The following is a 24,529-nucleotide window of genomic DNA, read 5'->3' on the forward strand; positions in this document are numbered from 1 at the left end:
CACCTACCCTAAGGTTATAAAGGCATACCTAAATACAAAGGTAAGGGCAATTATTAGTGTTAGTGGTTTTATTTGATCTTTTTGTCCTGTAAAGAATTTTGCTATACAATATGTGATTAAGCCAAGTGCTATACCATTTGCTATTGAATATGTAAATGGCATGAAAACTATTGTACAAAATGCTGGGAGTGCATTTGTTATGTCGTTAAAATCTATGTCTTTTACGCCACTAAGCATCAAAACGCCTACAAAAATTAAAGCTGGTGCTGTAGCTTGTGCTGGGATTATTGAAATAATTGGCACAAATATTATTGATAGTAAAAATAAAAGTGCTGTTGTAAGACTTGTAAGTCCTGTTCTTCCACCTTCTGCAATACCTGCTGATGATTCTACAACTGTAGTTACTGTACTTGTTCCAACCAAAGCTCCTGCTGCAGTAGAAATTGCATCACTCATTAGAGCCTTTTTCAAATTAATAACTTCTCCTTTTTCATCAACAAGACCAGATTGTTTTGCTGCTGCAAGCAAAGTTCCAAGTGAGTCAAACATATTTACAAGTGAAAAGCTTAGAACAAGCATAGTTACAGTAAAAATTGATGTCCACATATTTTCTCCCGCAAAAAGTCCTGCGAAATCTAAATTAAAAAATGAAACTTCAAAAAAGTCATTAACTTGTGCTCCCAAATTTAAGCTTAAATTTGAAATATGAGTAAGTCCCATTGGAATACCTAAAAGAGTTGAAGCTAAAATAGAAATCAAAATTGCTCCCTTAACTTTTTTGTAAGATAAAATTGCTATTAAACAAAGTCCAATAAGTGAAAGGACTGCACCCATAACAAGTTCTACATTTGCATCAGGGCCTCTCCATTTTGCAAAATCTACAAGAGAAACCAAGGTAGCCTCATTTCCTACAACAAGACCTGCGTTTTTCAAACCAATTATGGTAATAAACAAACCAATTCCAGGTGTCATAGCAAGTTTTATAGAATCGGGAATTGCACGAATAATTGCCTCCCTAATTCCAAGAGCTGTGATTACAATAAATAATATTCCTGAGATAAAAACAATTACAAGAGCTTGGGCATAAGAATATCCCATACCAAGCATAGTAGTATAAGCAAAAAATGCACTTAGGCCCATGCCGGGAGCTTGAGCAAAAGGAAGTTTTGCATAAAAAGCAACTAAAATTGTACCAATAAAGGCACCAAGACAAGTTCCGATAAATACACCGTTTGAAATTTTTTGAGCCATTTGGCTATCACCCATAATTTCAAAAGGCGAAGACAAAACTTGAGGGTTAATTATCAACACATATGCGATAGTGATAAAAGTAGTGATTCCAGCGATAATTTCAGTTTTTACATTAGTATTATTTTCATTAAGATGAAAAAACCTATTTAGAAAACCATTTGTTTTTGAGTCCATAAGGATCCTCCTTCATAATTTTTTTCTAATTTAATAGTTATAGTTATTTTAAGATTAACTATTAATCTTTAAAAGCCATAGCCACTTATTTACGGTAAGTCGTAGAAACTCTCAACCAATTATGAGATTATATCGCTTTTAGTCAAAACTTATCATTTGTCGACAATTAAGATAACGTTTTCTGTATTATACTACATACAACATTTCTTTGTCAATAGCTTATTAGCGAAATAAAGTTATTTTTTATAAGATTTTTTCAAAATTTTGTGATTTTCTAAAAATAAAAATTAAAAATTCAAATTATTTTAAAAATGGGTAAATATCTATTGAGATTTTTAGGAGGACTTATGAAAAAGAAATTAAAAAATAAAAATTACCTAATCGGATTAATAATGTTCATTTTGACATTGATTTTTTCTTATATGGCTTATGTTGGAGTATTTTTTTTACACAAATATAAAGATATTTTAGAAATGTATGAAAATCCACTTGTACCCGACTTTTTTACTTTTTATATTTGGATTTTCATTTATATTTTTTCTCTTTTATTTTTGCTTTTGCCTTTTATTAAAAAGCTTTCAATGACAAATGAGGAAATTTATTACGAAAAATTGATGCCACTATTTATTTTTTGGAATATGGCAAATGGAATTTATGTAGTAATGGTAAACAATAATTATCTTATGCCAGCCCTTATAGGAGCAATGGCTTATGCTTTGATTTTGATTAATCTTGTAAAAACTATTGATCAAAATAAGGATTTTTCTAAAAAATACAAATATCTTATCACTCTTCCTACAGGAATTCATGCAGGATGGATTATTTTTTCGGTTTTTACAAATATAATGATGGTTCTTTTCGAAAATAGAAAAGATTCATATTCAACTTTTGCAATAATTATAAGCCTAATTTTGTTAATTCTTGCAAGTGCTGTGGTTTTGTTTGTTTTTAAAGAAAACAAAAATTCAGGCTTAATTATTGGATTTTTATTTTCCTTGATTGGAATAATAGGAAAACAAAGACCATCATCAAGTTTTCAAAATTCTAATTATATTGTATTTATTGGAGCGGTTGTTTTATTTATAATGACAAGCCTTGTCGCAATTTATATTTTTAAATTCATTAAAGAAAAGTAAAATTTAAAAATCCTAGCTTTTTTGCTAGGATTGTTTTTTTTAAAAAATTTTATTATTTTAACTTCAAAACTATTCCAAAATTTCTTCTACAACTGGAATTGGATTTGTTTTTTCATTTGAGTAGGAAAATGTATTGTAAAAACTTTTTATCCATTCATCTGTTAGTTTTTCGTCGTGATAAACTGTTGCGAGAATATCGTCTTTTTTGATTTTATCGCCTTTTTTTACTTTCATTTCAAGTCCTACTGCATAATTTATATTATCTTCTTTCTTTTCACGTCCTCCTCCAAGTTTCATTGATAAAATTCCAAGATTCATGGAATGAATGTTATCAATGTAACCTTCTTTTTGGGATTTCATTTCAGTTTTAAATTTTGCTTGAGGCAAAAGGTCTGGATCTTCTATTTGTTTTACATTTCCGCCTTGGTATTCAACCATTTTCTTTAACTTTTCAAAGGCTTTTCCAGAATTTATTGCATCTTCAAGCATAGCTCTTGCTTCATTTTTATTTTTTGCAATTTTTCCTTGAACAAGCATAATCTCTCCTGCAGTCAAAACCAATTCTGTAAAATCTTTTGGCCCATTTCCTTTAACAGTTTCAATTGCCTCTTTTACTTCAAGAGCATTGCCGATTGTATTTCCCAAAGGTTGATTCATATCAGTAATCATTGCCTTGGTGTCTTTGCCAAGTTTTTTCCCTATATTTATCATTGCATTTGCTAATTTTTTGGCATCTTCAATTGTATGCATAAAAGCACCTTCTCCATATTTTACATCAAGTAAAATTGTGTCAGATCCAGATGCAAGTTTTTTACTCATTATAGATGATGCAATAAGCGGAATTGAATCGACAGTTGCTGTAACATCTCTTAGGGCATAGAGTTTTTTATCAGCAGGAACCAACTCTCCAGTTTGACCAATAATTGCAAAGCCAATTTCATTGACTTGTTTTTTAAAATCTTCTTCTTTTAAAAATACATTGAAGCCTTCAATTGATTCCAATTTATCAAGTGTTCCACCAGTATGACCCAAACCACGTCCGCTCATTTTCGCAAGTTTTAAGCCACAAGCAGAAATTATTGGGCCAAGAGCAAGAGAAGTTTTATCTCCAACCCCACCAGTAGAATGTTTGTCAGCCTTTATTCCTTTTATATCTGACAAATCAATTACATCGCCACTATTCATCATACACTCTGCAAGTTTTGCAGTTTCATGATCTGTCATTCCATTTAAAACAATAGCCATAAGAAGAGCAGAAGTTTGATAATCAGGAATTGATTCATCCGTTACACCATCAATCCAAAATTTAATTTCATCATCTGTTAATTCTTCTTTATTTTTCTTTTTTTCAATTATATCTACAAATCTCATCATATCCTCCTAATTATATATAAATACCCATTTTTCAAATTTTTGAAAAATTTATATAAATTAAGCGTTTTCTTTATCAATTAATTTTTCAATATTCTTATTAAGCCTATCAAGTTGTTTAATCATAAGCCAATTTTGTGCAAATAAAGCATTTATTCCACCACTAGCAAACATAGTAGAATTATTAAAAATAAGGTCCAAATCCTCTTTCTTAATTTCTTCTAATTCATAATAATCAACAATTTGTTCAAACGCTTTCTCATTTTTCCTATCAAAAATCGCCATGTCATCCTCCAATCTATATAATGATTTTACCCCATATAAAAAATATATATAAATTTCTTTTTATTATGATATTATTTATATAGGAGGATTTTATGATTAAAAAATTAATTAAGAATTTTAAACCTAATCTTTTTAGGGTTTTTATTTTACTAATTTTATTTTTAGCAATGGGCGGAGTATTTTTGGCAACAAATATGAGTGGAGCTGTACTTTTGATTGGAGATTTACTTTTTATTTTTGTTACCTTGCTTTTTTCAGATCATTTTGACTTGTATAAGTCCAAAAAATATAAAAATCAATTTTTAATAACCGTAGTATTTACAATTATTTTAATATTAATTTTATCTATGGTTTTGGTTTCTTTGGATATGGATGTGAATGATTTTAAAGGATTTAAATCTATTTCATTTAACTTATATATGCTAACCGGAGCTTATATTTTATCTTTACTTTACAAGGAAATCAGATACTTTTTGGATAAAAGGGCAAAAAAATAAGAGCTGTTACTCTTCATACTGTTGACAAAGTATACAAATCCTCATGCTAAGAATATCATACGGAAAAAATTGATTTGATTTCAAATTTTAAAATTCGTCAAAAAACGCACTGTTTGAGCGTTAGCGAGTTTGCGTTTTTTGAATTTTGGAATTTAGAAATCAACAATTTTTGAAGTCCGATATTCGTGCTTGAGGGTTTGTCTACGCTCTGAAGAACTTTTGCTCTTATTTTTTTAATATATCCAAAGGATTTATAGCCTGAGGGCTTATGGATAATTTGTTTTTATTATTGTAGAAAACAAAAATTGGAAAATTTGTTTTGCCTTCTTCTAAGTTTTCTGCTAGACTTTCTAGGAAAAATTTCAAATCTTTTTTGTTTATATTTTTCTTTTCTTTTTCTAGCCAAAATGGGGATAGGGGTTTTATTTCTTCTATATCAAGAAGGATTCCTACTTCATATTCCCTATTTAAAAAACTTGCCCCAAAGGCATAGATTCCATTTTCGTGGTCTTCTTTTTGGTCAAACTTTAAATTTTTTGGAAGATTTATTACATCTATTTCCATTACATTTGTAATTTCTCCCATTTATTTTTTCAAAATTTTCTAAAATTTTATCTTTTTCTAATTGTTTTTTTACTAGATTGTAGTATTTTCTATTTTTTAACATGATCCCTCCTAATTTTGTAAATCCAAAACTGCATTTGCCATAACTTCTACTGCGGGCTTTATTGCCTTATCTGAGCAGTAGAAATTTTTGCTGTGGAGGGCTTCTTTTTTGTGATTTTCTTCTCCACTTCCAAACCAATAGAAAAATCCTGGGACTTTTTCCATATAAAAGGCAAAATCTTCACTTGCCATGGTTTGTCCTTCTTTTATTATATTTTCTTCTCCCAAAATTTTTTCTGCTGATTTTAAAACTTTTTCATACATTTCTTCTGGGTTATAGACTAGGGGAATTTTTTCTGTGTATTTTATTTCGTACTTACACTCATAGGCACAGGCTATATTTTTTACTATTTCTTCCATTCTTTTTACTGATTTTTCCAAAGATTTTTCTGAAAGTGATCTGATTGTTGCAGACAGATGAGTCCTATCTACAACTAGATTGTTTTCTGAGCCTCCATTTATAGAATTTACGGATAAAACTGCAGAGTCAAATGGATTTGTGTTTCTTGAAATAATTGTTTGAAGGGCCATTACTATATTTGAAGCACAGACAATCGGGTCAATGTTTAAATGTGGCATAGATCCGTGTTGGCCTTTTCCAATAATTTCAATTTTAAAATTGACCTTTGTGCTCATAAGAGGGCCTTTTTTTATTATCGCCTTGCCATAATCAATTTCTGGCCAATTGTGAAGGCCCAAAATCTTGTCAATTTTTACTTTTTCAAAAAGTCCCTTGTCCAAATATTCCTTGGCTCCTGTCGTTATTTCTTCTGATTTTTGGAAAATAAAAACCACATCGCCATTTAATTTTTCCTTATTTTTTGATAAAAGTTTAGCTATAGCAAGGACAACCGATGTGTGATAATCGTGGCCACAAGCGTGCATGATCTTATCATTTTTTGATTTGTAGGAAATTTCTGTTTCTTCCTTTTGTAAAAGAGCGTCAATATCTGCCCTAAGACCAATAACTTCTCCATTTTTTCCAGTATTAAGCCTTGCAATCAAACCAGTTTCTATTGGAAAATCTATAATTTCTATTCCATCAATTTTTTCCAGAAAGTCCCTTATAATTTTTGTTGTCCTAAATTCATTTTCAGAAACTTCTGGGTGCATGTGAATATCGTGTCTAATTTTTATTATTTCTTCTAAATCTTCTTTCGAAATTTCAAGCATTATTTGTTTAATAGTCCTCCCTCTCCAAGTTCAATAAAATCTTCTTTTTTAAGGTCGATTTTTGCAAAAATTCTTGGCAAGAATATGTCAAAACTTGTAAATTTTGAATGCATACTTGCTCCTGGAACCCCAAGTAAATAAGTTTTCCCCTTCATACCAAGAGTGAGCATATTTCCTGGTTGAACTGGCATTCCTTGGATAATAAATTTATCAGATAAATCTTTTATGGTTGATGGAGTTATATCGTCAGGATCCACGCTCATTCCACCAGAAAATATAACAAGGTCAGCGTCTTCTTCTAGATATTTTTTACAAACTTTTTCTATATATTCTTTGTCATCTGGACATTTTTCAATTCCAAGAAGCTCATGGTTAAAGTGGGATAATTTTTCCCTAACTACAGGCTCAAACATATCTTTTATTCTTCCTGTAAAAACTTCATTTCCCGTAATAATTACTCCAACTTTTAATTTTTGAAATTTTTTCACTTCAAAGATTGGCTCATATTTTTTTGCAATTTTTTTAATATTTTGAACCTGGTCTTCTTCGGTAAAAAGAGGAACAATCCTTCCTCCAACCAAATTATCTCCCTCATTTACAATTGAATATGAAGGAATAGTTGCAAAGGTGTAATCTCCTTCCATATTTAGATCAAAAAGTCCCTTTCTGTTTATCACAAAAAGTCCATAGGTCTTGCTTTTAAAGCCAATTTTTCCTTCTGATGGATTTGAATAGGAAATATTTTCTCCAATCAAATCATCTGCAACTTCTCTTATTGCATCTTCTTCGTGGACAAAACCTTTGTCAAGCTCTCCCACAAATATATTCTCTTTTCCAATATCTTTTAATTTTTCTATATCTTCTTTTTGGATTACATGGCCTCTTTTAAAAAGCACACCCTTAAAGCCACTTGCTTTTATTCCAGTTAAATCATGAAAAAGCACATGCCCAACTGCATCTTCTACTTTTATTTTTTTTAGCATAAATTCTCCTGTTTATAAATTTTTCCAAAAAATTACAAACCATTAAATATTTAATGGTTTGTATATTTTTTAATTTTCTATTACTTTATTATTTTTAATTGAAATCATCAAGGATAGAATTGAAATTGCAATTTCCTCAACACTTCCATCGTCAATATCATAACCTACTGGAGCGTGAACTTTTTTAAGTAAATCTTCACTTACTCCTTTTTCTTTCAAATTATCAAAAACTCTTTTTACTTTTCTTTTTGAACCAATCATACCTAGGAATTTATAATCTTTGTCGATTACATTTTCCAAAACTTCCTCATCATAATCTGGTGTGCAGATTAAAATGTAGGTATTTTTGTTAAATTTATAGGTTGAAGCAAAATCTTTTGGATTTGAAATTACAAATTCTCTTATATTTTCCAAATCTTTTTTGTCTTCGAAATCTTCTCTTTGGTCAACTACGGTCACGTCAAAATTTGTATTTACAGCAACTCTTGCAAGCTTTTGTCCAACATGACCTGCCCCAAAAATAATCAAACTGGGATTTGCCCTAAAAATTTTGATATACCCCTTATTTCTTCCCCCACAAGACATTTTCACTTCTTGTTTTTCATTTAAAGTATAATCAAAAGATTTTTCTTCGTCATCTTCTAGAGCTTTTTTTGCTTGTTTAATAAGATCAAACTCTATAGGACCTCCGCCGATTGTTCCAGAAATTTCTCCATTTTCAAAAACTGCCATAGAAGAATTGTCCTTGCCGGGAGCTGAACCCTTGGTTTCTGTAAGAATTACCAAGGCAACATTTTCTCCCCCATCAAGTTTTTCTACAATTTTTTTAAGAATTTGTATATCCATTTTCAATTCTCCTTTTTCCTATAAGAATAGCATCAAGGCATCCTCCACCAATAAGCCTTGCCTTATCAGAAATAGTTTTTGCATTTTTTGGAATAACTCTTGGATCAACATCTCCAATTTTTAAACCCTTTGTAACAAAAGAGCCATTTCCAATCATGCCCCTAACCATTCCATCAAGTTGTGATTTTATTTCTTTTCCATTTACAAGAGCGACAACTTGGTCTTTTTTTACAACAGAACCAATATCTTCTATAACTTGGATTTGTCCATCGTCTACTGCTCTTAAAATTCTTTCACTTGTAAAGCCTTTAATATTTCCAGGAATTCCTGTATTTTTTTCTGCAAAACCTTCAAAAATTAACCTACCAAGGTCATGGCCCCTGTTTGTTTCAATTACATAATCAACATCAACTCCTGCCTCATAACCAGGTCCAAGAGCGATTGTAATATCAGCCATATTTTTATTTGTTCCAATATTTTTTTTGGCAAGAGTTCCATCAACCACAGCCATAGGTTTTAATTCTTCTAAAATTTCAGCCTTTGGGTCAACAAAAACTGGAACTACATTTTCATCCCAGGCTTTTTTAATTTGTTCAAGACTTTCAACTTTTCTTGCAGTAAAATCTTCAATTTGCACTTCTCCATCAAAAATTGCTTGGGCAGTTGAAACATATCTTCTTATACAAAGAGGTTTTTCCATCTCCAAAACCAAAACCTTAAAACCAGTTCTAAATAATTTTTGGATAGAACCAGTTGCAACATCGCCACCGCCCCTAAAAACTACAATATTATTTAGAGGCATCTTCTAATTCCTCCAAATTTTTGTAGGTATCAATATCCCACAATTCTTTAATATCGTCAATTTTAACTTCATTTTTATTATCATCCTTAACCAAAATCATTCCGCCTTGGTCAAAATCTAAAGACAAAAGACCTTCCCTGTATTCTGGTGAAAATATTACAGGAGCTCCCCTTCTTTTTTCAGTTCTTGGATAGGTAATCAATTGATTTTCCTTATATTTTTCAATTAATTTATTAACAGTTTCAACTTTTAATAATGGTTGGTCAGCTACAAAAAACATCATAGCAGAATCCTTATCACAATTTAAAACTCCAAGCTTAATTGATGCAGATTTGCCAACTTCGTTGTTGTCGTTGAAAATCGCCTTAAATCCTCTTTTTTTGCCAGATTCAAGAATTTCATCATAAGATGAAACAAGGATAACATCATCAAAATCAATTTCTTCTACCAAATCAAGAACCCATTCATAAAGTTTGTCGCCCTTAAAATCAAGTAAAAGTTTGTTTTCTCCCATTCTTCTAGAAAGTCCAGACGCCATAACAATTGCACTAATTTTCATAATATTTCTCCTTTAAAATTGATCCATAAAAATATTTCAAATTTATTTTCTCTCTTAAATAACTTATTACCCCTTTTGCCTGATTTTTCTCAAAAATACTATCAGCTTGGTTAAAGAAAATAAATTTTTCTCCGCAAAAATCTCCGAAAATTCCAGATTTTATAAGTTTTTCAAAAACTTCTTCATCTACAATATCACTTTTTATATTCTCCCTAAATTCATCAAAATTATAAATGAAATCAGGAGAAATTTCTTTTCCATAAACTTTTATAGAAAAAATTCCAACAAGTTTATCTGTAAAATCATAAATAACTGGTTCATATTCTTTCCAAAATTTTAGGGGAAGATTTCTACATCCATCTGCTTCTATTATAATATAATCAAAGTCTTTTTTTATAGTTTTTAAATTATTTTCTCCAATAGACTTTAATTTATTAACTCCATCAAGCTTTTGGCCAATTCCTACAATCTTATTTTTAAAATCTTTTTTTATATAATCATCAAAAGATAAAAAAAGTTCGTCGACTTGGTCTTTTTCTGGAACTTTTATTTTTGTAGAACTAGTAATTAAAACTGAACCTTTTTTCTTTAAAATATTTGCAAGATAAAACATAAGAGAAGTCTTGCCACCAGATCCTGTGATAGAAATCACATCATTTTTTTTGATTTTTAAAATCTCATCTAAATTTTTTTCCATAATAAAATAAATTAAAGGACTGTGAAATTCACAATCCTTTATTCTCCTATTTTTTTATAATTTTCTTTTTATTTTTACTATAAGCTGTATCTCTTAATGGAAGCTCTAATCTTAAATCGTGGTCTTTTGCATAATATGCTCCTTGAACTGCTGGTGCTGTTGGAATTGTTGCAATTTCTCCAATTCCTTTTGCTCCGTAAGCAAGGTCTAATAATTCATCTTTTTCAATTAAAATTGTATGAATATTTGGAGCATCTGGTGCTTTCCACAAGCCCATTGTTCCATATTTTGCTTTTAAAACAGAATTTTGAACTTTCAAATCTTCTGTTAAAGCATAACCAAGACTCATTATAACTCCACCTTCGATTTGGCCTTCAATTGTTGTAGGATTTACAACTTTTCCAGAATCGTGAGCAGCATAAACATCTGTAACTTTTCCATCATCATCTAAAATTGCAACATGGGCTGCAAAGCCGTAAGCGATATGTGATTTTGGATTTGGTTTATCAGAGCCAAGCGGATCTGTTGGATCATCATATTCGTAAAAATATTCTTTTTTATCAAGCTCTTCAAGGCTATGGTTTTCTAAATCTTTTGCAAGTTGTTCAGCACATTTTTTTGCAGCCTCACCAGTTATAAGGGTATGTCTTGAACCTGATGTTGTTCCAGAATCTGGACTTGTTAAAGTGCTTGGTGGCATAACTTTTATTTTGTGATATGGAAGTCCTGTTGCCTTTCCAACCATTTGTAAAATAATTGTACCAACACCTTGACCTATACAAGTTGCTCCAGAAAATACTCTTACAAAATCTTTTTCAACAACAATTTTTACCCTACCAATATCTTTTAGTCCAACACCAACTCCGGCATTTTTCATAGCAACTGCAATTCCTGCGTGATCTTTATTTTTTTCATAAATATCTTTTACAGCCTCAAGACATTCAACCATTGCAGTAGATCTATCAGCAATTTGTCCGTTTGGAAGAACTTCGCCTGGTTTTATTGCATTTCTATACCTAATTTCCCATGGAGAAATTCCAACTTTTTCTGCTAAAATATTTATGTTTGATTCCATTGCAAAATTTGATTGGCAAACTCCAAATCCTCTAAAAGCTCCTGCTGTAGGATTGTTTGTATAATATCCGTAGCCTTTTATATCTGTATTTTGATAATTGTAAGGACCTACTGAGTGAGTACAAGCTCTTTCCAAAACTGGTCCACAAAGTGAAGCATAAGCTCCTGTATCAAAATAAATTTCACATTCCATTCCTTGGAAAATTCCATTTTCATCACAGCCGATTGTAAATGTTCCTTCCATTGGGTGGCGTTTTGGATGCCATCTTAATGATTCATCTCTTGTAAATTTATGTTTAACTGGTCTTTTGAAAAGATAAGCTGCAAGAGCTGCTGGTGGCTGAACACTCATGTCTTCTTTTCCACCAAATCCTCCGCCGACAAATGGATTTACTACGACAATTCTTTCTGGAGTATCTTCCCAATCAAACATAATTGACAATTCTCTTCTTGTATCATAAACTGATTGGTCGGATGAATAAACTCTTACTCCATCCTTGTATGGTTCTGCCACACAACATTCTGGTTCAAGAAAAGCGTGTTCACCAAGTGGAGTTTTGTAAGTAAAGGTTGCTGTATATTTTGAATTTTCCAAAGCTTTTTTTGCATCTCCACGAGAAACATGTCTTTGTTGGCAAAGATTGTCAACGCCTTCGTGAACTTGTGGGGCATCTTCTGCCATAGCATCTTTGATTGAACTAACAGGTTCTAATTCTTCAAGCTCAACTTTTACAAGTTTTTTTGCTTTTTCCAAAGTTTTTTCATCTTCTGCAACTACAAAACAAAATGCATCTGCAAGGGAAGCTGTTGTTTGTCCAACATCAATAAATACCGGCCAATCTCTTTGGATGTGTCCAACTTTTTGTACTGGCAAATCTTTTGCAGTAAGAACTCCAACAACTCCATCAAGTTTTTCGGCTTCGCTTGTATCTAAACTTAAAAGCCTTGCTCTTGGAAATTTACTTCTTACACAAGAACCATAAGTCATATTTGGAAGTTCTATATCATCTGCATAAGTTCCTGTTCCAAGAATTTTTTCTTTTGCATCAATTCTGTCGGCTCTTGCTCCAACAAAAGCATCACTTTCTTCGTCTTTTATTTCTTCTTCGCCTCTTAAAATTTTTCCAGCTAAAGTTATTCCATCAACGATTTTTTTGTAGCCTGTGCACCTACAAATATTTCCCTTGATAGCTTCTCTAATTTCTTTTTCTGTAGGATTTGGATTTTGTCTAATTAAACTTGCTCCACTCATAACCATTCCAGGAATACAAAAACCGCATTGGACAGCTCCTGCCTTAGTAAAGGCGTATGTAAAGGCATCTTTTTCTTTTTGAGATAGACCTTCGTTTGTTATAATTTCTTCTCCATTAAGTTTTGATAGCCTAACTATACAAGATTTTTTGTGAATATCTCCAACTATAACTGTACAAGTTCCACAAGCTCCTTGGCTACAACCATCTTTAACAGAAAATAATTTTAAGTCATCTCTAAGAAATCTTAATAAAGATTTATCTTCGTATGTTTCATAAGTTTTCCCATTAACTTTTATAATAAAGGGATCCTGTCCTTGTATTTTTTTTCCTATTAAAATCGTATCTTTATTTGTCATCATATTTCCTTATCTAATTTTCTTTTTATAAATTTGCCCATGCCTTTTTTTCCATAATATCCATTTTTATCCAAAATAATTTTTCCTTTTGCTATTACTGTATCAACTTTTACATCTGTTTTGTATCCTTCATAGCTTGTATAATCACATTTTGAATGTCTGTTTTCTTCTTTTATTGTGTAGGAAATTTTGGAAAATATCCCTATGTCTGCGTCTTTTTTTTCTTTTATACTTCCTTTTTTATTTGAAAATCCAAAGATTTCTGCTGGATTTTTGCACAAAAGATTTGTTAATTTACTTAATGGAATATTTCTTTTTAAGCCTTCAGTCAAAACCACTTCCATTCTTTCTTCAACTCCAGGAATTCCTCCTGGCGCTTTTGTAAAATCATCAGCGTAAGGTTTTTTTTCGCTCTCATATATAAATGGACAATGGTCAGTTGCTATTACATCCACATCTTCATTTTTTATTCCCTCCCACAAGGCTTCTATGTCTGATTTTTTTCTAAGGGGAGGTGCACAAATATATTTAACCGCTTCTTCGTTTGGATTGTCCATATATTTACTTTCATCATAAGTTAAATATTGGGTGCATGTTTCGCAATAAATATTTTTAAGTCCTCTGGCTCTTGCTGCTTTTATTTCATCAAGTCCTTGTTTGGTTGATGTGTGAACTATATATAATTTTGGATCATTTGCTACTTTTGAAAGATAGGCAAGTCTATTTATTGTTTCTGCTTCGCTTTCATTTGGTCTTGTAAGGGCATGGTATTTTGGAGAAAGATTACCAGCTTCTATCGCCTCTTTTCTCAATTCTTTTATGAGCCCATCGTTTTCACAATGAACACAAACTATTGTCCCAACTTCTTTTGCTTTTTTCAAAACTCTTAGGATTTCATCATCTTCAAGTTTTCCTGCATAAGTTGAATAGATTTTAATGGATGGGATTCCCTCATCCATTAAATCTTCTATTTCTTCAATCAAATCATCATTGACCTCATACATTGCTCCGTGAAAAGAATAATCTATAACAGCTTTTCCGTCTGCAATATCGTGGTAATGGTCTATTAATTTGTGAAGGCTTGCTCCTTTTTCTAAGGCTCCTATGTGATCACAAATGGTAGTTGTAGCTCCATAACTTGCTGCTATTGTTCCTGTATGAAAATCATCACAAGCAACAAATTTTCCCAAATCCAAAGACATGTGGGTGTGAACGTCTACTCCACCTGCCGTAACTATTTTATCTTTGGCATCAATAATTTTTTCAGCACTTAGGTTTAAATTTTTGCCAATTTTTTGGATTTTTTCATCTTCTATATAAATATCTAAATTTTCTATTTTTTCATCTAGAACCACAGTTCCATTTTTAATCAATATAGACACGCCTTCACCTGCTTTTTACATATAATCTTTTTTATCTTCTTCTTTGATTTGATTTACTACATGTTCTTCTAGTTGTTCAAAACCATTTTCAATATTATTTGCTTTTTGAACTGCAAGCAAGATATTTTCATAGCCTGTACACCTACACATATGATTTGCTAATTCTTTTCTAAGCTCATCAATTGTATAATATTTTCCTCTTGCAATTATTTCTGTTGCTGAAACTATAAAACCTGGTGTACAAAAACCACATTGAACTGCTGCCTCATCTACAAAAGCTTGTTGGATAATTGATAGTGATCCGTCTGATGCAGTTAGTCCTTCAGTTGTCCAAATATCTTTTCCTTCTGCCCAAATTGCAAGATAGATACATGAATTGAAAGTTTCACCATCAATTATAACTGCACAAGCTCCACATTCTCCAACTTCGCATCCTTTTTTTACACTTGTTAGGGCAAATTCATTTCTTAAAAAATCTGTAAGTGACGCTCTCACATCAACCATTTTTGTAACCCTTATTCCATTTATCCTACATTTTATAACCTTATATTGAGGTTCGTAATGTAGTTTTTCTTCTGGCTTTGGGCCATATGGTCCATATTCTCTGCTATGCATTTAATCCCTCCTCGTGTTCTTTTCTAATTTCTTTTAAACATCTTGTTGTTATTTCATAAAGTATTTGTGTTCTTAGGGCTTTTGATGCTCTCCAAGAATCTCTTGGTGATAGTTCATCAAGGGCTTTTTTTGCAAAAACATTTATATTATTATCTGTTAATTTTCTTCCTACTAAAGATTTTTCAGCTTCATTGGCTCTAACCGGAATAGCTGCTGCAACTCCATAAGATATTCTTACTTCTTCTACTTTATTATTTTCATCAAATTTTACATTTGCTGATGCAGCTGAAGTTGCTATATCCATAGCATTTCTCATTGCATATTTAAAATAATGTCCGTAATGATTTTCATAGGATTCTTTCTTAAACTTTATTGCTGTAACAATTTCAGTTTCTCTTATATCAACTGTTGCATATTTTATATAAAAATCTTTTACAGGAACATCTCTAAAACCATTTTCGCCTTTTAATTCAATTATAGCATCATATGCCATAACTGTTGTACAAGAATCTGCTGATGGAGCAGCGTTACAAATATTTCCACCGATTGTAGCAATATTTCTAAGTTGAGGTCCACCTGCAGTATCAACTGCTTCTCCCAAAGTTTTTAAGTGTGTTTTGAATTATTGGATCATTTGTAATATGGGTAAAGCTGGTTAAAGATCCTACTCTAATTGTTCCATCTTCTTCCATCTTAACTCCCCTAAGCTCATCTATAAGATAAAGTGAAATAAGCTCAAGTCCTGCCATTTTTCCTTCTCTGATTTTGACCAAAACATCAGAACCACCAGCTATATATCTTGCTTCAGGATGTTCTTTTTTTAATTTTATAGCCTCGTCAATTGTATAGGCTTCATAAATTCTTTTTACATCATACATATTTTTTCTCCTTTAAGCATCATATTCCATGTCTTTTTCATAATCATTTTCTATTAGTCCAGCTTCTTTGAAAAGTGGGAACAAAACGTGTGGTGTCATTGGACATTTATTTACTCCTACTCCAGTTGCATTTAAAATTGCATTTCTTATTGCTGGAGCTGGAGAACAAGTTGGTGGTTCACCAAGTGATTTTGTATTATATGGTGAAACTGGTGATGGGTTTTCTATAAAATATGCTTCAAAGTGTGGGTGATCCATGGTTGTAGATAATTTATAATCAAGAAGGTTATCATTTAAAATTTTTCCCTTATCATTATATTTTAATTCTTCTGATAAAGCATATCCTACTGCCATACTCATTCCACCGTGAGCTTGAGCTTCAGCAAGTCTAGGATTTATAAGTCTACCACAATCGTGAACATTTATAAGTCTTAGAAGTTTAACTTTTCCAAGTGAAATATCAACTTCAACTTCTGCAAATGAACAACCAAATGAGAAAGCATTATTTCTTATTGTATAAGTTTCTTCAGCAGAAATATGTTCACTATCACGAGTATTATACAAGGCTTCTGTAGCAAGTTCTCCTAAAGACAATAATGGCTTGTTAGTTATTTTATTTATTATCATACTATCAACAAGATCAAGATTGTGTGGAGTATATTCCAAAATTTTACTTGCCCTATCTAATATTTTTTCTTTAAATACTCTAGCAGTATTTGTGATAGAAAAACTTGAAACAAAAGTTTGTCTTGAAGCATAAGCTCCCAAACCAAATGGAGTTACATCTGTATCTTGAGTTGAAACTATATGAACATCTTCCATTTTTACACCAACAGCATCCGCTGCCATTTGTGAAAATGCTGTATCTCCACCTTGGCCGATTTCAGTTTCTCCAAGTTGCAATTGAACTGAACCATCTTGGTTTAAAACCATCCTACAAGAAGATGATTCTAGTGAAATTGGATAAACTGCTGTGTTATACCAAAATGCAGCAAGACCAATTCCTCTTCTTATATTTCCAGTTTGATTTTTATATTCTTCTATCTTTTTATCATAATCAATTGCTTTTCTTCCAACAGAAATTGCTTCTCTGAAAGAATCGTAGTAGTTTTCATTTCTTGAAAATCCATCGATAAAGCCTTTTTGCATAATATTTTGCATTCTTAATTCTAATGGATCCATATCTAAAGCTTTAGCAACATCATCAAGGTGAGATTCAAAAGCAAACATAGTTTGTGGAATTCCATATCCTCTCATAGCTCCTGCTGTTGGTAGGTTTGTATAAACTGTGTATCCATCAGCTTGTGTGTTATCACAAGGATATAATTGGTGGAAGCAATTTGTTCCCTTGGCAGCTATAGAGTGACCGTGAGATGCATAAGCACCATTGTTAGAAAATAACTCTAATTTTCTAGCAGCAAAAGTTCCATCAGCTCTTACATAAGAAATTATATGAAGTTTTTGTGAGTGTCTGGTTCTTGTTGAAACAAAAGTTTCTTCTCTTGATGTATCAAGTTTTACAGGATGACCTCCAACTTGAGTTGTAAGATAGGCTGCTAATGGCTCGTACAAAGCATCTTGCTTGTTACCAAAACCTCCGCCTATATATGGTTTTACAAGTCTAATTTTTCCCCAGCCAATTCCCAAAGCTTGACCGCAAACACGTCTTACAATGTGAGGAATTTGAGTTGAAGCAATTACTACAATTTTTCCTTGTTCTTCATAAGCACAAGCAATTCCATTTTCTATGTGGGAATGTTGAACGATTGGAGTTTCGTACCAACCTTCAACTTTAATAAGTCCTTCTTCTTTTATCGCTTCGTCATAATTTCCCCTGTAATTTTTGGTATGTCCCAAAATATTATCAGGAAATTCATCATGAATTGGTCTTAATCCATTATTCATTGATTCAATAGGATCTAAAACCACATCATATTCTTCGTATTCAACTTCAATTAATTTTAAAGCCTGACTTGCTGAAACTTCATCTTCTGCAATAACTACAGCTACATCGTCACCATAATATCTAACGTGTTCATTTAATAATCTTCTATCAGCAACGTCTTGGTGATTTTTATCAGTTGACCAAGGGTGACCTGCTGTTGGGAATGAATGTTTTGGAACATCAAAACAAGTAATAATTTTAACTACTCCCTCAACTTCTTCCGCTTTTTTTGTATCAACTGAGATAACCTTTCCATGACCAATTGTTGAGTGTAAAATTTTCGCTACATAAGCACCATTTATTATTAAATCTTCTGTATATTTTGCACGTCCTGTTACCTTATCGTATGCGTCAACTCTTTTAACACTTTTTCCTACGTACATTTTAACCTCCTAAAATGTTTTAAAGCATTTTAAATCTCTCTACAATTTCCCTTTTAATTGCATATTGTATATAATATATTACCACAAATTACTAATCGTTTTCAAGGTTTTTACGCAAATTTTTAGTCAAATCAAAAATAATTTTTAAAATTTTTTCAAACAATATTTTAGAATTAATAAAATTTAGAATTTTTAAATTTTTTAATGAACTTTCCATTTATATAAATCTGTTTTTATAATCTTAAATAAGCCGTCATTAGCAAATTTTTCTTTTATGCTCTTAAAAATAATTATAATTATCTTTGATATAATATTCATACTAAGGTATGTTTAATTTATATTGCTATGAGAAATTATTAGATAATTTAGTTTGATAAAAATTAATTTCGTCATTATTATGACATAGAATTTCTTATACAAAAACAAATTAATTAATGCAAACTTAAAAAGAGAGGTTATTATATCTTGAATCAAAAAATAAAAATTTTTCAAAGTTGCTACTTCTTTTAGGAAACTCTATCGGTCAACTAGGAAGTAGCATACTTTCTTTTGTGCTTGGGCTTTATATTTTAAAAAATTAAATTGTTCTATATTTTTTATAGCCTTTCCCAAATTATAGGACCTTTAGTGGCGATTTTTTTATTGCCTATTTTAGGAAGTGCCATTGATAAATACAATAAAAATAGAATTATTAGATTTTCTCAATTTCTTAGTGCTATCTCTCTGTTTTTATTTATTATAACAAGTAGAAAAATAGAGATAGAATATATACATATTATAGGTCTGTTAATAATTTTAAAACTTTCCGATCAAATCCTATCTACAAGCTTAAATTCTTCTACTATTAATATAGTTGATAAAGATGATATTCAATCGTTTAGAGCTCATTTACAAATAATTCAAGCAGTAAGTATGGTTTTATCTCCCATTATAGCAGTATTTATTATTGATAAATTTGCATTAATTGGAATTTTACTCATGGAAATGTTTATGGAATTATTGGTATTAGTAATCTATTGGAAAGTTGATTTTAATAAAAATACAAAGAAAGAAGTTAATGAAAGTCAAAGCTTACTAATTTTGTTTAAAGATGGTATTGATTTTATATTTAAATACAAAAAAATTGTATTTGGTTTAGCTTTTGTTTTAGTGGTAAACTTTATTCTTGGTATCGTTAATATAGGTTTGCCATTTGTCGAAATAAAAATTTTAAATTTATCAAGCAAAAATTATGCTTTAAATGATAGTATTTTGGCTATAGGTTTATTAATAGGTTCATTAATTTCATCAAAAATTAAATCCCAAAAAACTTTAAATATTGCTAGAAATTCTATAAGCTTAATATCTTTAGTAACTTTTGTGTTAGGTTTGTTATTAACATTAGAATTAACTAAAAACAGTTGGTCTATTATATTGGCAGGATATTTCTTAATAATTGGTATTTCAATTACTATATGTAATATACTTCTATCTAGCTGGTCTATACTAAATATCCCTCAAGAATTTCAAGGAAGGGTTTTTAGTATATTAAACACATTAACTCAAGTGTCTTTGCCACTAAGTATGTTATTATTTGGATACTTATTTGAAATAATATCAGTATACGCTGTTTTTGTAGGAGCTGGAATCTTTTTATTATTATTTACAATTGGTATTCCTTCTTTATTTAAAATTAATTTAAAAAATGATAAATTGGAGTAATTTAAAAAAGTCTATAATATTGCGTAAAATATTTTACACAATATTATAGACTTTTCTTTTATTTTATTGTAAATTTTAAGCTTTTATTTTTACTCTTCTTCTAATTCTTTAATTTCAAGATTTGCAAGTGAATCTTCTTTCGCCTTGTCTTCTTCTTTTTCTGGAATAATTAAATTCATTAATACTGCAGAAATTGCTGCAAGTACAACTGGTGATGATCCGATTGCTACTGCTAATTCTTCTGGCATAAATACAACTCCAGCATTTTGTGCGCTTGCTGCAACTGTAGTAAATCCTACACCTAAAGCTACAGAAACTCCAACTATTGAAGTATTTCTTGCACTTAGAGGTTGGCTTGTGATCATTCTAATTCCGTTCATTGTTATAGCAGCAAAAATTGAAAGTGTTGCTCCTCCCAAAACTGGATAAGGAATTGTTGTAAGAATTGATGATAATTTTGGAACAAGTCCTGATACTAAAATTATCAAAGATGCCAGGGTAAATACTTTTTTATTTACTACCTTATTTATTGAAACAACTCCAGCATTTTGTGAAAATGTTGCCGTTGGAAGACATCCAAAAATCGCTCCAACTAAGTTTGCAGCACCATATCCAACAATTCCACCTCTTAATTCTTTTGGTGTAGGAATCCTATCCATACCACCTACTGTTGTAGAGGTCATATCACCGATTCCTTCTATTGCCGTTACTATAAAAATAATTGTAATTGAAATTATTGCTGATGGCTCAAAAGAAATTCCAAAGTGAAATGGTTCTACTACTGAAATCCAACCAGCTTCTTTTACTGGAGAAAAATCTACCATTCCAAAAAACATTGATATTATGAATCCAATAATCATAGCAAATAATACATTTGCAAGTTTAAACATTCCTTTTCCAAAATGTGTAAATCCAAGTCCTAATATTAAAGTTATTCCTCCGACTAACCAATTTTGCCAAGCTCCCCAGCCTGCAACTTCTACGCTTCCTGCTCCACCCATATAATTCATTGCTACAGGATAAAGTGAAAGTCCTATTACTAAAACTACTGTTCCTGAAACAAGTGGTGGGACAAGTGGCATTATGTATTTTAATCCTAGTCCAAAAAGTATTGAACAAATTCCTCCAACAATTTGGGCTCCCAAAACTATTGCAACGACTTCTGCGGGGCCTCGGGCTCCAAATTGATTGGCAAGACCAATCATTGTAGGTACATAAGCAAATGAAACCCCAAATATCATAGGAAGTCTTGATCCTATAATTTTAATTGGATAAATCATCAATAAAGTTGTAAGTGCTGATCCTATTAAAGCTATTTGAATTAAAATCATTGTATCTTTTGGTGAAAGACCACTTGCTCCTGCAAGCATTATTGGTGGTGTAATACAACTTGCAATCATGGCTACAACGTGTTGAAAAGCTAAAGGTAACGCTTCTTTTGTTGTTACGTCTCCTTCAAAATTAAAAAGACCTGTAAATTTTTTATCTTTTTCCATAAATTTTTCCTTCTCTATTTATTTTTATTTTTTCCGTAAGGAAGGGAGCTATTTTAAAACTCCCCTTATAATAATTTTATTTTTAAAACAAAATTATTTTATTTATCATCCATCGCCTTTCTTTCAGCTTCTTCTTCTTCTATAGTTTTCTTTGGCATTATTATATTTAGTAAGAAAACTACTAAAGTTGCTAAAACTACAGGTGAGGATGTAAATACCATTCTAAACCATTCTGGAAATTGTGCTAAAGCCTGATCGCCTAGTTGAACAATTCCCATACCAAGGGCTATTCCTAGTCCTACTATTGTTACATTTCTTGAGCTCATTTCGTCTGACATTATTAATTTCATTCCACTCATTGTTATTTGTGCAAAAACTGTAATTGTTGCACCACCTATAACCGCTTGTGGAACTGAAAGCATTAAAGCTCCAAATTTCGGAATAAATCCTGCAACAAGAATAAGGCTTGCTGTGATTGCAAAAACTTTTCTTGCAACAACTTTTGTTAATGAAACTATTCCTACGTTTTGGCTGTAAGTTGCTGTTGGCATTCCACCAATCAATGAACCAATCACTGAAGCTAAACCGTTTGCTTTAATTCCTCCTTCAAGCTCATCTGCTGTTGGAACTCTATTAAGTCCTCCAGCTGTTGTTGATGATAAATCTCCTACAGCTTGAATTGAATTTACAACAAACATTACTGACATTGTAATTACTGCATCAATTGGAAATTCTAATTTAAATGGCATAATTCTTGGTAGAGTTACCCAAGCGGCTTCTTTTACTCCATCAAAATTAACTATTCCAAAAAATATTGATGCAACATAGCCAACGCCAATTCCTATTAAAATAGCTGCAAGTTTTATAATTCCTTTTCCAAACATATTACAGCAAAGAGTTACTGCTAAAGTTAAAAATGCTACACCCCAATAAACCAAATCTCCTTGGTTAGGATTTCCATTTCCTCCTGCCATATAATTTAAGGCAACTGAATAAAGTGAAAGTCCTATTGTTAAAACTACTGTTCCTGAAACCATTGGTGGGAAAAATTTATAAATTCTTTTTATATTCATTCCTACCACAAAGGCAACTACACCACCAACTAACTGGGCACCATAAACTGCTCCTATTCCATATTTTATTCCTATTGATGTCAAAACTGGAATATAGGCAAAACTTACTCCCATAATTACTGGAAGTTTTGCTCCAACTTTGAAAACTGGATATAATTGCAAAAATGTTGCGATTGCTGCTACAAACATTCCAGCTTGAATTAAATAAACTGCATCTTGAGCTGACACTGCAAATTCTGTATTTGCTAACTGCCCTGTAAGAACGATTGCCGGAAGTGTATTACCTACTATCATTGCCAATAAATGTTGAAGGGCTATTGGCAAACTCCTTTTAAAACTCGGATTTGCATCCATGTCAAACAAGGACGTGTTTGTGTTTTTTTCTTTTTTTTCCATCTCATCTCCTTTTTTTTGATATAATTTTTTTCTATATCCTATATTAGAATTTTTTAAACTCCAATAATATGATACATTTACTTATAATTTAAACAAATAAATTGATAAAAAAATTTTTCTTATATTTTAAAAATAAGTTCATAAAATATTTAAATAAGAATTTTATTTATTAAGCTAGTTTAAAAAATAAACTAGCTTAATAAATTTTAAAGATTTTTCCAAATTTTTGCAGCTCTTTGTCTTGAATCTGCATGGATTTTTGCTTGGTCGACTGTTGTAATTATTTTATCTTTCATTACAAATTTTCCATTTATAATTGTATCGTTTACAAGCCTTCCTGTTAAACCAAATAAACTATGTCCACCCCAATTGTCTTTGTTGATTGGTGTATATGGATCGTAATTTATTGTAATTAAATCTGCATAAGCTCCCTTTTTGATTCTTCCTACTTCATTGTTTAGGAAATGTGAAACTATGTCAGGGTTATTTTTAAATTGCATTTCCAAAGTTTCTCCAAATCCTTTTGTTGGATCTTGGGTATTGTGAGCTTGGATAATATTTGAAACTTTCATTGATTCAAACATATCGTTTGTATAGGCATCTGTTCCTATTCCTACTTTTAATCCTTTTTCAAAAAATCTATTTACTGGAGGAACTCCTACTGCATTGTTCATATTTGATTCTGGATTGAAAATTACTGGAGTATTATTTTTCTTTAATATCTCCATTTCTCTTCCGTTTATATGAACACAGTGAATAGCAAGTGAATTTTCATTTATTATGCCAAAATCATTTAGTCTTTCTACAATTCTTTTGCCATATTTTCTTTGACAATCCCATTGGTCTTCGATTCCTTCTGCTACGTGAACATGGAAGCCGTTATAAACTCCATCCATTGCATCAAGAGCTTTTTCTAATGACTCATCTGAAAGAGTAAATGATGCGTGGAGTCCAAATAATCCTCTTAGCATATCATCATTTTCTTTTTGAGAATATTTAATCCAATCTACGTTTTCTTTTATTTCTTTATCTCTAATTTCAGCTCCATCACGATCTGATAATTCATAGCAAAGATTTGTTCTAATTCCTACTTCTTTTGCAGCTTCTCCAAGAGTAAATAGAGAATTTTCTACAGAATTTGGTCCTGAATGGTGGTCAATTACTGTTGTAACTCCATTTGCTATTGATTCCATATAAGTTGTTAGGGCATTTAATCTTACATCTTCTGTTGTAAGTTCCCTATCAAGAGCCCACCACAAATTTTCTAAGACATTAAAGAAATTATCTGTTGGTTTTGAAACTGCCATTCCTCTTGCATAAGCTGAATAAATATGTGAGTGAGCACAAATCATTCCTGGCATAAGAAGTTTTCCTTTTAAATCAATTACTTCTTCATCAGGATATTTTTTTAAAATATCCTGATTTTCTCCAACATCTTCTATTAATTTGTCCTTGATATAAACTGCGCCGTTTTCATAAAAATTATTATTTTCATCGTTTGTAATTATTAGGCAATTTGATAATATCATCTTATCTC

23 protein-coding genes and 1 riboswitch are annotated in these 24,529 nt (G+C 31.1%); of the genes, 3 read left to right on the forward strand and 20 right to left on the reverse strand.

Features of this window, described 5'->3' with window-relative positions; translation table 11 throughout:
• Positions 1-3: 3 nt before the first annotated feature.
• Positions 4-1,425 (reverse strand): NCS2 family permease, encoded by a 1,422-nt coding sequence (locus I6H46_RS01545; RefSeq protein WP_019118620.1) that lies wholly within the window; start codon positions 1,423-1,425, stop codon positions 4-6.
• Between the two features lie 58 nt (positions 1,426-1,483).
• Positions 1,484-1,580: riboswitch (purine riboswitch) on the reverse strand.
• Positions 1,581-1,772: 192 nt separating this feature from the next.
• Between I6H46_RS01545 and I6H46_RS01550 the strand changes: the two genes are divergently transcribed.
• Positions 1,773-2,561, forward strand: a complete 789-nt coding sequence (locus tag I6H46_RS01550; protein ID WP_019118621.1) for a hypothetical protein — start codon at positions 1,773-1,775, stop codon at positions 2,559-2,561.
• A 69-nt stretch (positions 2,562-2,630) separates the two neighbouring features.
• Here I6H46_RS01550 and I6H46_RS01555 read toward each other — a convergent pair whose 3' ends face one another.
• Positions 2,631-3,932, reverse strand: coding sequence for a pyrimidine-nucleoside phosphorylase (locus I6H46_RS01555; RefSeq protein WP_019118622.1), 1,302 nt, complete (start codon positions 3,930-3,932; stop codon positions 2,631-2,633).
• 60 nt (positions 3,933-3,992) lie between these two features.
• Positions 3,993-4,217: a hypothetical protein gene (locus I6H46_RS01560; protein ID WP_004839362.1), complete on the reverse strand. Its 225-nt coding sequence runs from the start codon at positions 4,215-4,217 to the stop codon at positions 3,993-3,995.
• Positions 4,218-4,309: 92 nt separating this feature from the next.
• Between I6H46_RS01560 and I6H46_RS01565 the strand changes: the two genes are divergently transcribed.
• Complete coding sequence (locus I6H46_RS01565; protein ID WP_019118623.1) at positions 4,310-4,714, forward strand: hypothetical protein; 405 nt, start codon at positions 4,310-4,312, stop codon at positions 4,712-4,714.
• Positions 4,715-4,939: 225 nt separating this feature from the next.
• On the opposite strand, the gene I6H46_RS01570 is transcribed toward I6H46_RS01565, so the two are convergent.
• The 14 genes from I6H46_RS01570 to xdhA all read right to left on the reverse strand — a co-directional run bounded on the left by I6H46_RS01570 (position 4,940) and on the right by xdhA (position 18,326).
• Positions 4,940-5,278, reverse strand: coding sequence for a hypothetical protein (locus I6H46_RS01570; RefSeq protein WP_019118624.1), 339 nt, complete (start codon positions 5,276-5,278; stop codon positions 4,940-4,942).
• Complete coding sequence (locus I6H46_RS09620; RefSeq protein WP_234287383.1) at positions 5,235-5,381, reverse strand: hypothetical protein; 147 nt, start codon at positions 5,379-5,381, stop codon at positions 5,235-5,237. Before I6H46_RS09620 ends, I6H46_RS01570 begins: the two co-directional genes overlap by 44 nt.
• Before the next feature lie 8 nt (positions 5,382-5,389).
• Positions 5,390-6,553, reverse strand: coding sequence for a M20 metallopeptidase family protein (locus I6H46_RS01575; protein WP_019118626.1), 1,164 nt, complete (start codon positions 6,551-6,553; stop codon positions 5,390-5,392).
• On the reverse strand, positions 6,553-7,536 hold the full coding sequence (locus I6H46_RS01580) for a molybdopterin-binding protein (protein ID WP_019118627.1): 984 nt from the start codon (positions 7,534-7,536) through the stop codon (positions 6,553-6,555). The genes I6H46_RS01575 and I6H46_RS01580 overlap by 1 nt, the downstream gene beginning before the upstream one ends.
• Before the next feature lie 69 nt (positions 7,537-7,605).
• Positions 7,606-8,382, reverse strand: coding sequence for an XdhC family protein (locus I6H46_RS01585; RefSeq protein WP_019118628.1), 777 nt, complete (start codon positions 8,380-8,382; stop codon positions 7,606-7,608).
• Positions 8,363-9,184: a selenium-dependent molybdenum cofactor biosynthesis protein YqeB gene (gene yqeB, locus I6H46_RS01590; protein ID WP_019118629.1), complete on the reverse strand. Its 822-nt coding sequence runs from the start codon at positions 9,182-9,184 to the stop codon at positions 8,363-8,365. Before yqeB ends, I6H46_RS01585 begins: the two co-directional genes overlap by 20 nt.
• Entirely contained in the window at positions 9,171-9,743 is a 573-nt protein-coding gene (locus I6H46_RS01595) for a nucleotidyltransferase family protein (protein ID WP_019118630.1), read from the reverse strand. The genes yqeB and I6H46_RS01595 overlap by 14 nt, the downstream gene beginning before the upstream one ends.
• A complete protein-coding gene (gene yqeC, locus I6H46_RS01600; protein ID WP_040401680.1) occupies positions 9,733-10,440 on the reverse strand; it encodes a selenium cofactor biosynthesis protein YqeC in 708 nt (235 codons plus the stop codon). Before yqeC ends, I6H46_RS01595 begins: the two co-directional genes overlap by 11 nt.
• 46 nt (positions 10,441-10,486) lie before the next feature.
• Positions 10,487-13,123 carry a selenium-dependent xanthine dehydrogenase gene (xdh, locus tag I6H46_RS01605; RefSeq protein WP_200226024.1) on the reverse strand — a complete coding sequence of 879 codons (2,637 nt, stop codon included), beginning with the start codon at positions 13,121-13,123 and terminating at the stop codon, positions 10,487-10,489.
• Positions 13,123-14,505: a dihydropyrimidinase gene (hydA, locus tag I6H46_RS01610; protein WP_200226026.1), complete on the reverse strand. Its 1,383-nt coding sequence runs from the start codon at positions 14,503-14,505 to the stop codon at positions 13,123-13,125. Before hydA ends, xdh begins: the two co-directional genes overlap by 1 nt.
• Before the next feature lie 15 nt (positions 14,506-14,520).
• Positions 14,521-15,120, reverse strand: a complete 600-nt coding sequence (gene xdhC / locus I6H46_RS01615) for a xanthine dehydrogenase subunit XdhC (protein ID WP_019118634.1) — start codon at positions 15,118-15,120, stop codon at positions 14,521-14,523.
• Positions 15,113-15,721 (reverse strand): FAD binding domain-containing protein, encoded by a 609-nt coding sequence (locus tag I6H46_RS01620; RefSeq protein ID WP_234287384.1) that lies wholly within the window; start codon positions 15,719-15,721, stop codon positions 15,113-15,115. Before I6H46_RS01620 ends, xdhC begins: the two co-directional genes overlap by 8 nt.
• Positions 15,705-15,998, reverse strand: a complete 294-nt coding sequence (locus tag I6H46_RS09625; protein WP_234287385.1) for an FAD binding domain-containing protein — start codon at positions 15,996-15,998, stop codon at positions 15,705-15,707. The genes I6H46_RS01620 and I6H46_RS09625 overlap by 17 nt, the downstream gene beginning before the upstream one ends.
• A gap of 12 nt (positions 15,999-16,010) precedes the next feature.
• Positions 16,011-18,326, reverse strand: coding sequence for a xanthine dehydrogenase subunit XdhA (gene xdhA, locus I6H46_RS01625; protein WP_019118636.1), 2,316 nt, complete (start codon positions 18,324-18,326; stop codon positions 16,011-16,013).
• Between the two features lie 627 nt (positions 18,327-18,953).
• Between xdhA and I6H46_RS01630 the strand changes: the two genes are divergently transcribed.
• Positions 18,954-20,027: an MFS transporter gene (locus I6H46_RS01630; protein WP_200226028.1), complete on the forward strand. Its 1,074-nt coding sequence runs from the start codon at positions 18,954-18,956 to the stop codon at positions 20,025-20,027.
• A gap of 89 nt (positions 20,028-20,116) precedes the next feature.
• Here the strand turns inward: I6H46_RS01630 and I6H46_RS01635 are convergent, their stop codons facing one another.
• The 3 genes from I6H46_RS01635 to ssnA all read right to left on the reverse strand — a co-directional run bounded on the left by I6H46_RS01635 (position 20,117) and on the right by ssnA (position 24,521).
• The gene (locus I6H46_RS01635; protein WP_019118637.1) at positions 20,117-21,523 is read right to left on the reverse strand and encodes a uracil-xanthine permease family protein; all 1,407 of its coding nucleotides are present in this window, start codon (positions 21,521-21,523) and stop codon (positions 20,117-20,119) included.
• A gap of 98 nt (positions 21,524-21,621) precedes the next feature.
• Positions 21,622-22,992 (reverse strand): uracil-xanthine permease family protein, encoded by a 1,371-nt coding sequence (locus tag I6H46_RS01640; protein ID WP_200226030.1) that lies wholly within the window; start codon positions 22,990-22,992, stop codon positions 21,622-21,624.
• A 206-nt stretch (positions 22,993-23,198) separates the two neighbouring features.
• Positions 23,199-24,521 carry a putative aminohydrolase SsnA gene (gene ssnA / locus I6H46_RS01645; protein ID WP_019118639.1) on the reverse strand — a complete coding sequence of 441 codons (1,323 nt, stop codon included), beginning with the start codon at positions 24,519-24,521 and terminating at the stop codon, positions 23,199-23,201.
• Between the last annotated feature and the right edge of the window lie 8 nt (positions 24,522-24,529).

This window comes from Anaerococcus obesiensis (assembly GCF_016599815.1).
Lineage (GTDB): Bacteria > Bacillota > Clostridia > Tissierellales > Peptoniphilaceae > Anaerococcus > Anaerococcus vaginalis.

What these genes read in the sequence shown, in the direction of transcription:
- xdhC (WP_019118634.1), bottom strand. Translation starts at nt 15,120, where the DNA reads ATGCATAGCAGAGAATATGGACCATATGGCCCAAAGCCAGAAGAAAAA.
- xdh (WP_200226024.1), bottom strand. Translation starts at nt 13,123, where the DNA reads ATGACAAATAAAGATACGATTTTAATAGGAAAAAAAATACAAGGACAG.
- I6H46_RS01555 (WP_019118622.1), bottom strand. Translation starts at nt 3,932, where the DNA reads ATGAGATTTGTAGATATAATTGAAAAAAAGAAAAATAAAGAAGAATTA.
- yqeC (WP_040401680.1), bottom strand. Translation starts at nt 10,440, where the DNA reads ATGGAAAAAAATTTAGATGAGATTTTAAAAATCAAAAAAAATGATGTG.
- I6H46_RS01635 (WP_019118637.1), bottom strand. Translation starts at nt 21,523, where the DNA reads ATGGAAAAAGATAAAAAATTTACAGGTCTTTTTAATTTTGAAGGAGAC.
- I6H46_RS01570 (WP_019118624.1), bottom strand. Translation starts at nt 5,278, where the DNA reads ATGGAAATAGATGTAATAAATCTTCCAAAAAATTTAAAGTTTGACCAA.
- I6H46_RS01560 (WP_004839362.1), bottom strand. Translation starts at nt 4,217, where the DNA reads ATGGCGATTTTTGATAGGAAAAATGAGAAAGCGTTTGAACAAATTGTT.
- ssnA (WP_019118639.1), bottom strand. Translation starts at nt 24,521, where the DNA reads ATGATATTATCAAATTGCCTAATAATTACAAACGATGAAAATAATAAT.
- I6H46_RS01550 (WP_019118621.1), top strand. Translation starts at nt 1,773, where the DNA reads ATGAAAAAGAAATTAAAAAATAAAAATTACCTAATCGGATTAATAATG.
- I6H46_RS01565 (WP_019118623.1), top strand. Translation starts at nt 4,310, where the DNA reads ATGATTAAAAAATTAATTAAGAATTTTAAACCTAATCTTTTTAGGGTT.
- I6H46_RS01580 (WP_019118627.1), bottom strand. Translation starts at nt 7,536, where the DNA reads ATGCTAAAAAAAATAAAAGTAGAAGATGCAGTTGGGCATGTGCTTTTT.
- I6H46_RS09620 (WP_234287383.1), bottom strand. Translation starts at nt 5,381, where the DNA reads ATGTTAAAAAATAGAAAATACTACAATCTAGTAAAAAAACAATTAGAA.
- yqeB (WP_019118629.1), bottom strand. Translation starts at nt 9,184, where the DNA reads ATGCCTCTAAATAATATTGTAGTTTTTAGGGGCGGTGGCGATGTTGCA.
- I6H46_RS01575 (WP_019118626.1), bottom strand. Translation starts at nt 6,553, where the DNA reads ATGCTTGAAATTTCGAAAGAAGATTTAGAAGAAATAATAAAAATTAGA.
- I6H46_RS01545 (WP_019118620.1), bottom strand. Translation starts at nt 1,425, where the DNA reads ATGGACTCAAAAACAAATGGTTTTCTAAATAGGTTTTTTCATCTTAAT.
- I6H46_RS09625 (WP_234287385.1), bottom strand. Translation starts at nt 15,998, where the DNA reads ATGTATGATGTAAAAAGAATTTATGAAGCCTATACAATTGACGAGGCT.
- xdhA (WP_019118636.1), bottom strand. Translation starts at nt 18,326, where the DNA reads ATGTACGTAGGAAAAAGTGTTAAAAGAGTTGACGCATACGATAAGGTA.
- I6H46_RS01595 (WP_019118630.1), bottom strand. Translation starts at nt 9,743, where the DNA reads ATGAAAATTAGTGCAATTGTTATGGCGTCTGGACTTTCTAGAAGAATG.
- I6H46_RS01585 (WP_019118628.1), bottom strand. Translation starts at nt 8,382, where the DNA reads ATGGATATACAAATTCTTAAAAAAATTGTAGAAAAACTTGATGGGGGA.
- I6H46_RS01640 (WP_200226030.1), bottom strand. Translation starts at nt 22,992, where the DNA reads ATGGAAAAAAAAGAAAAAAACACAAACACGTCCTTGTTTGACATGGAT.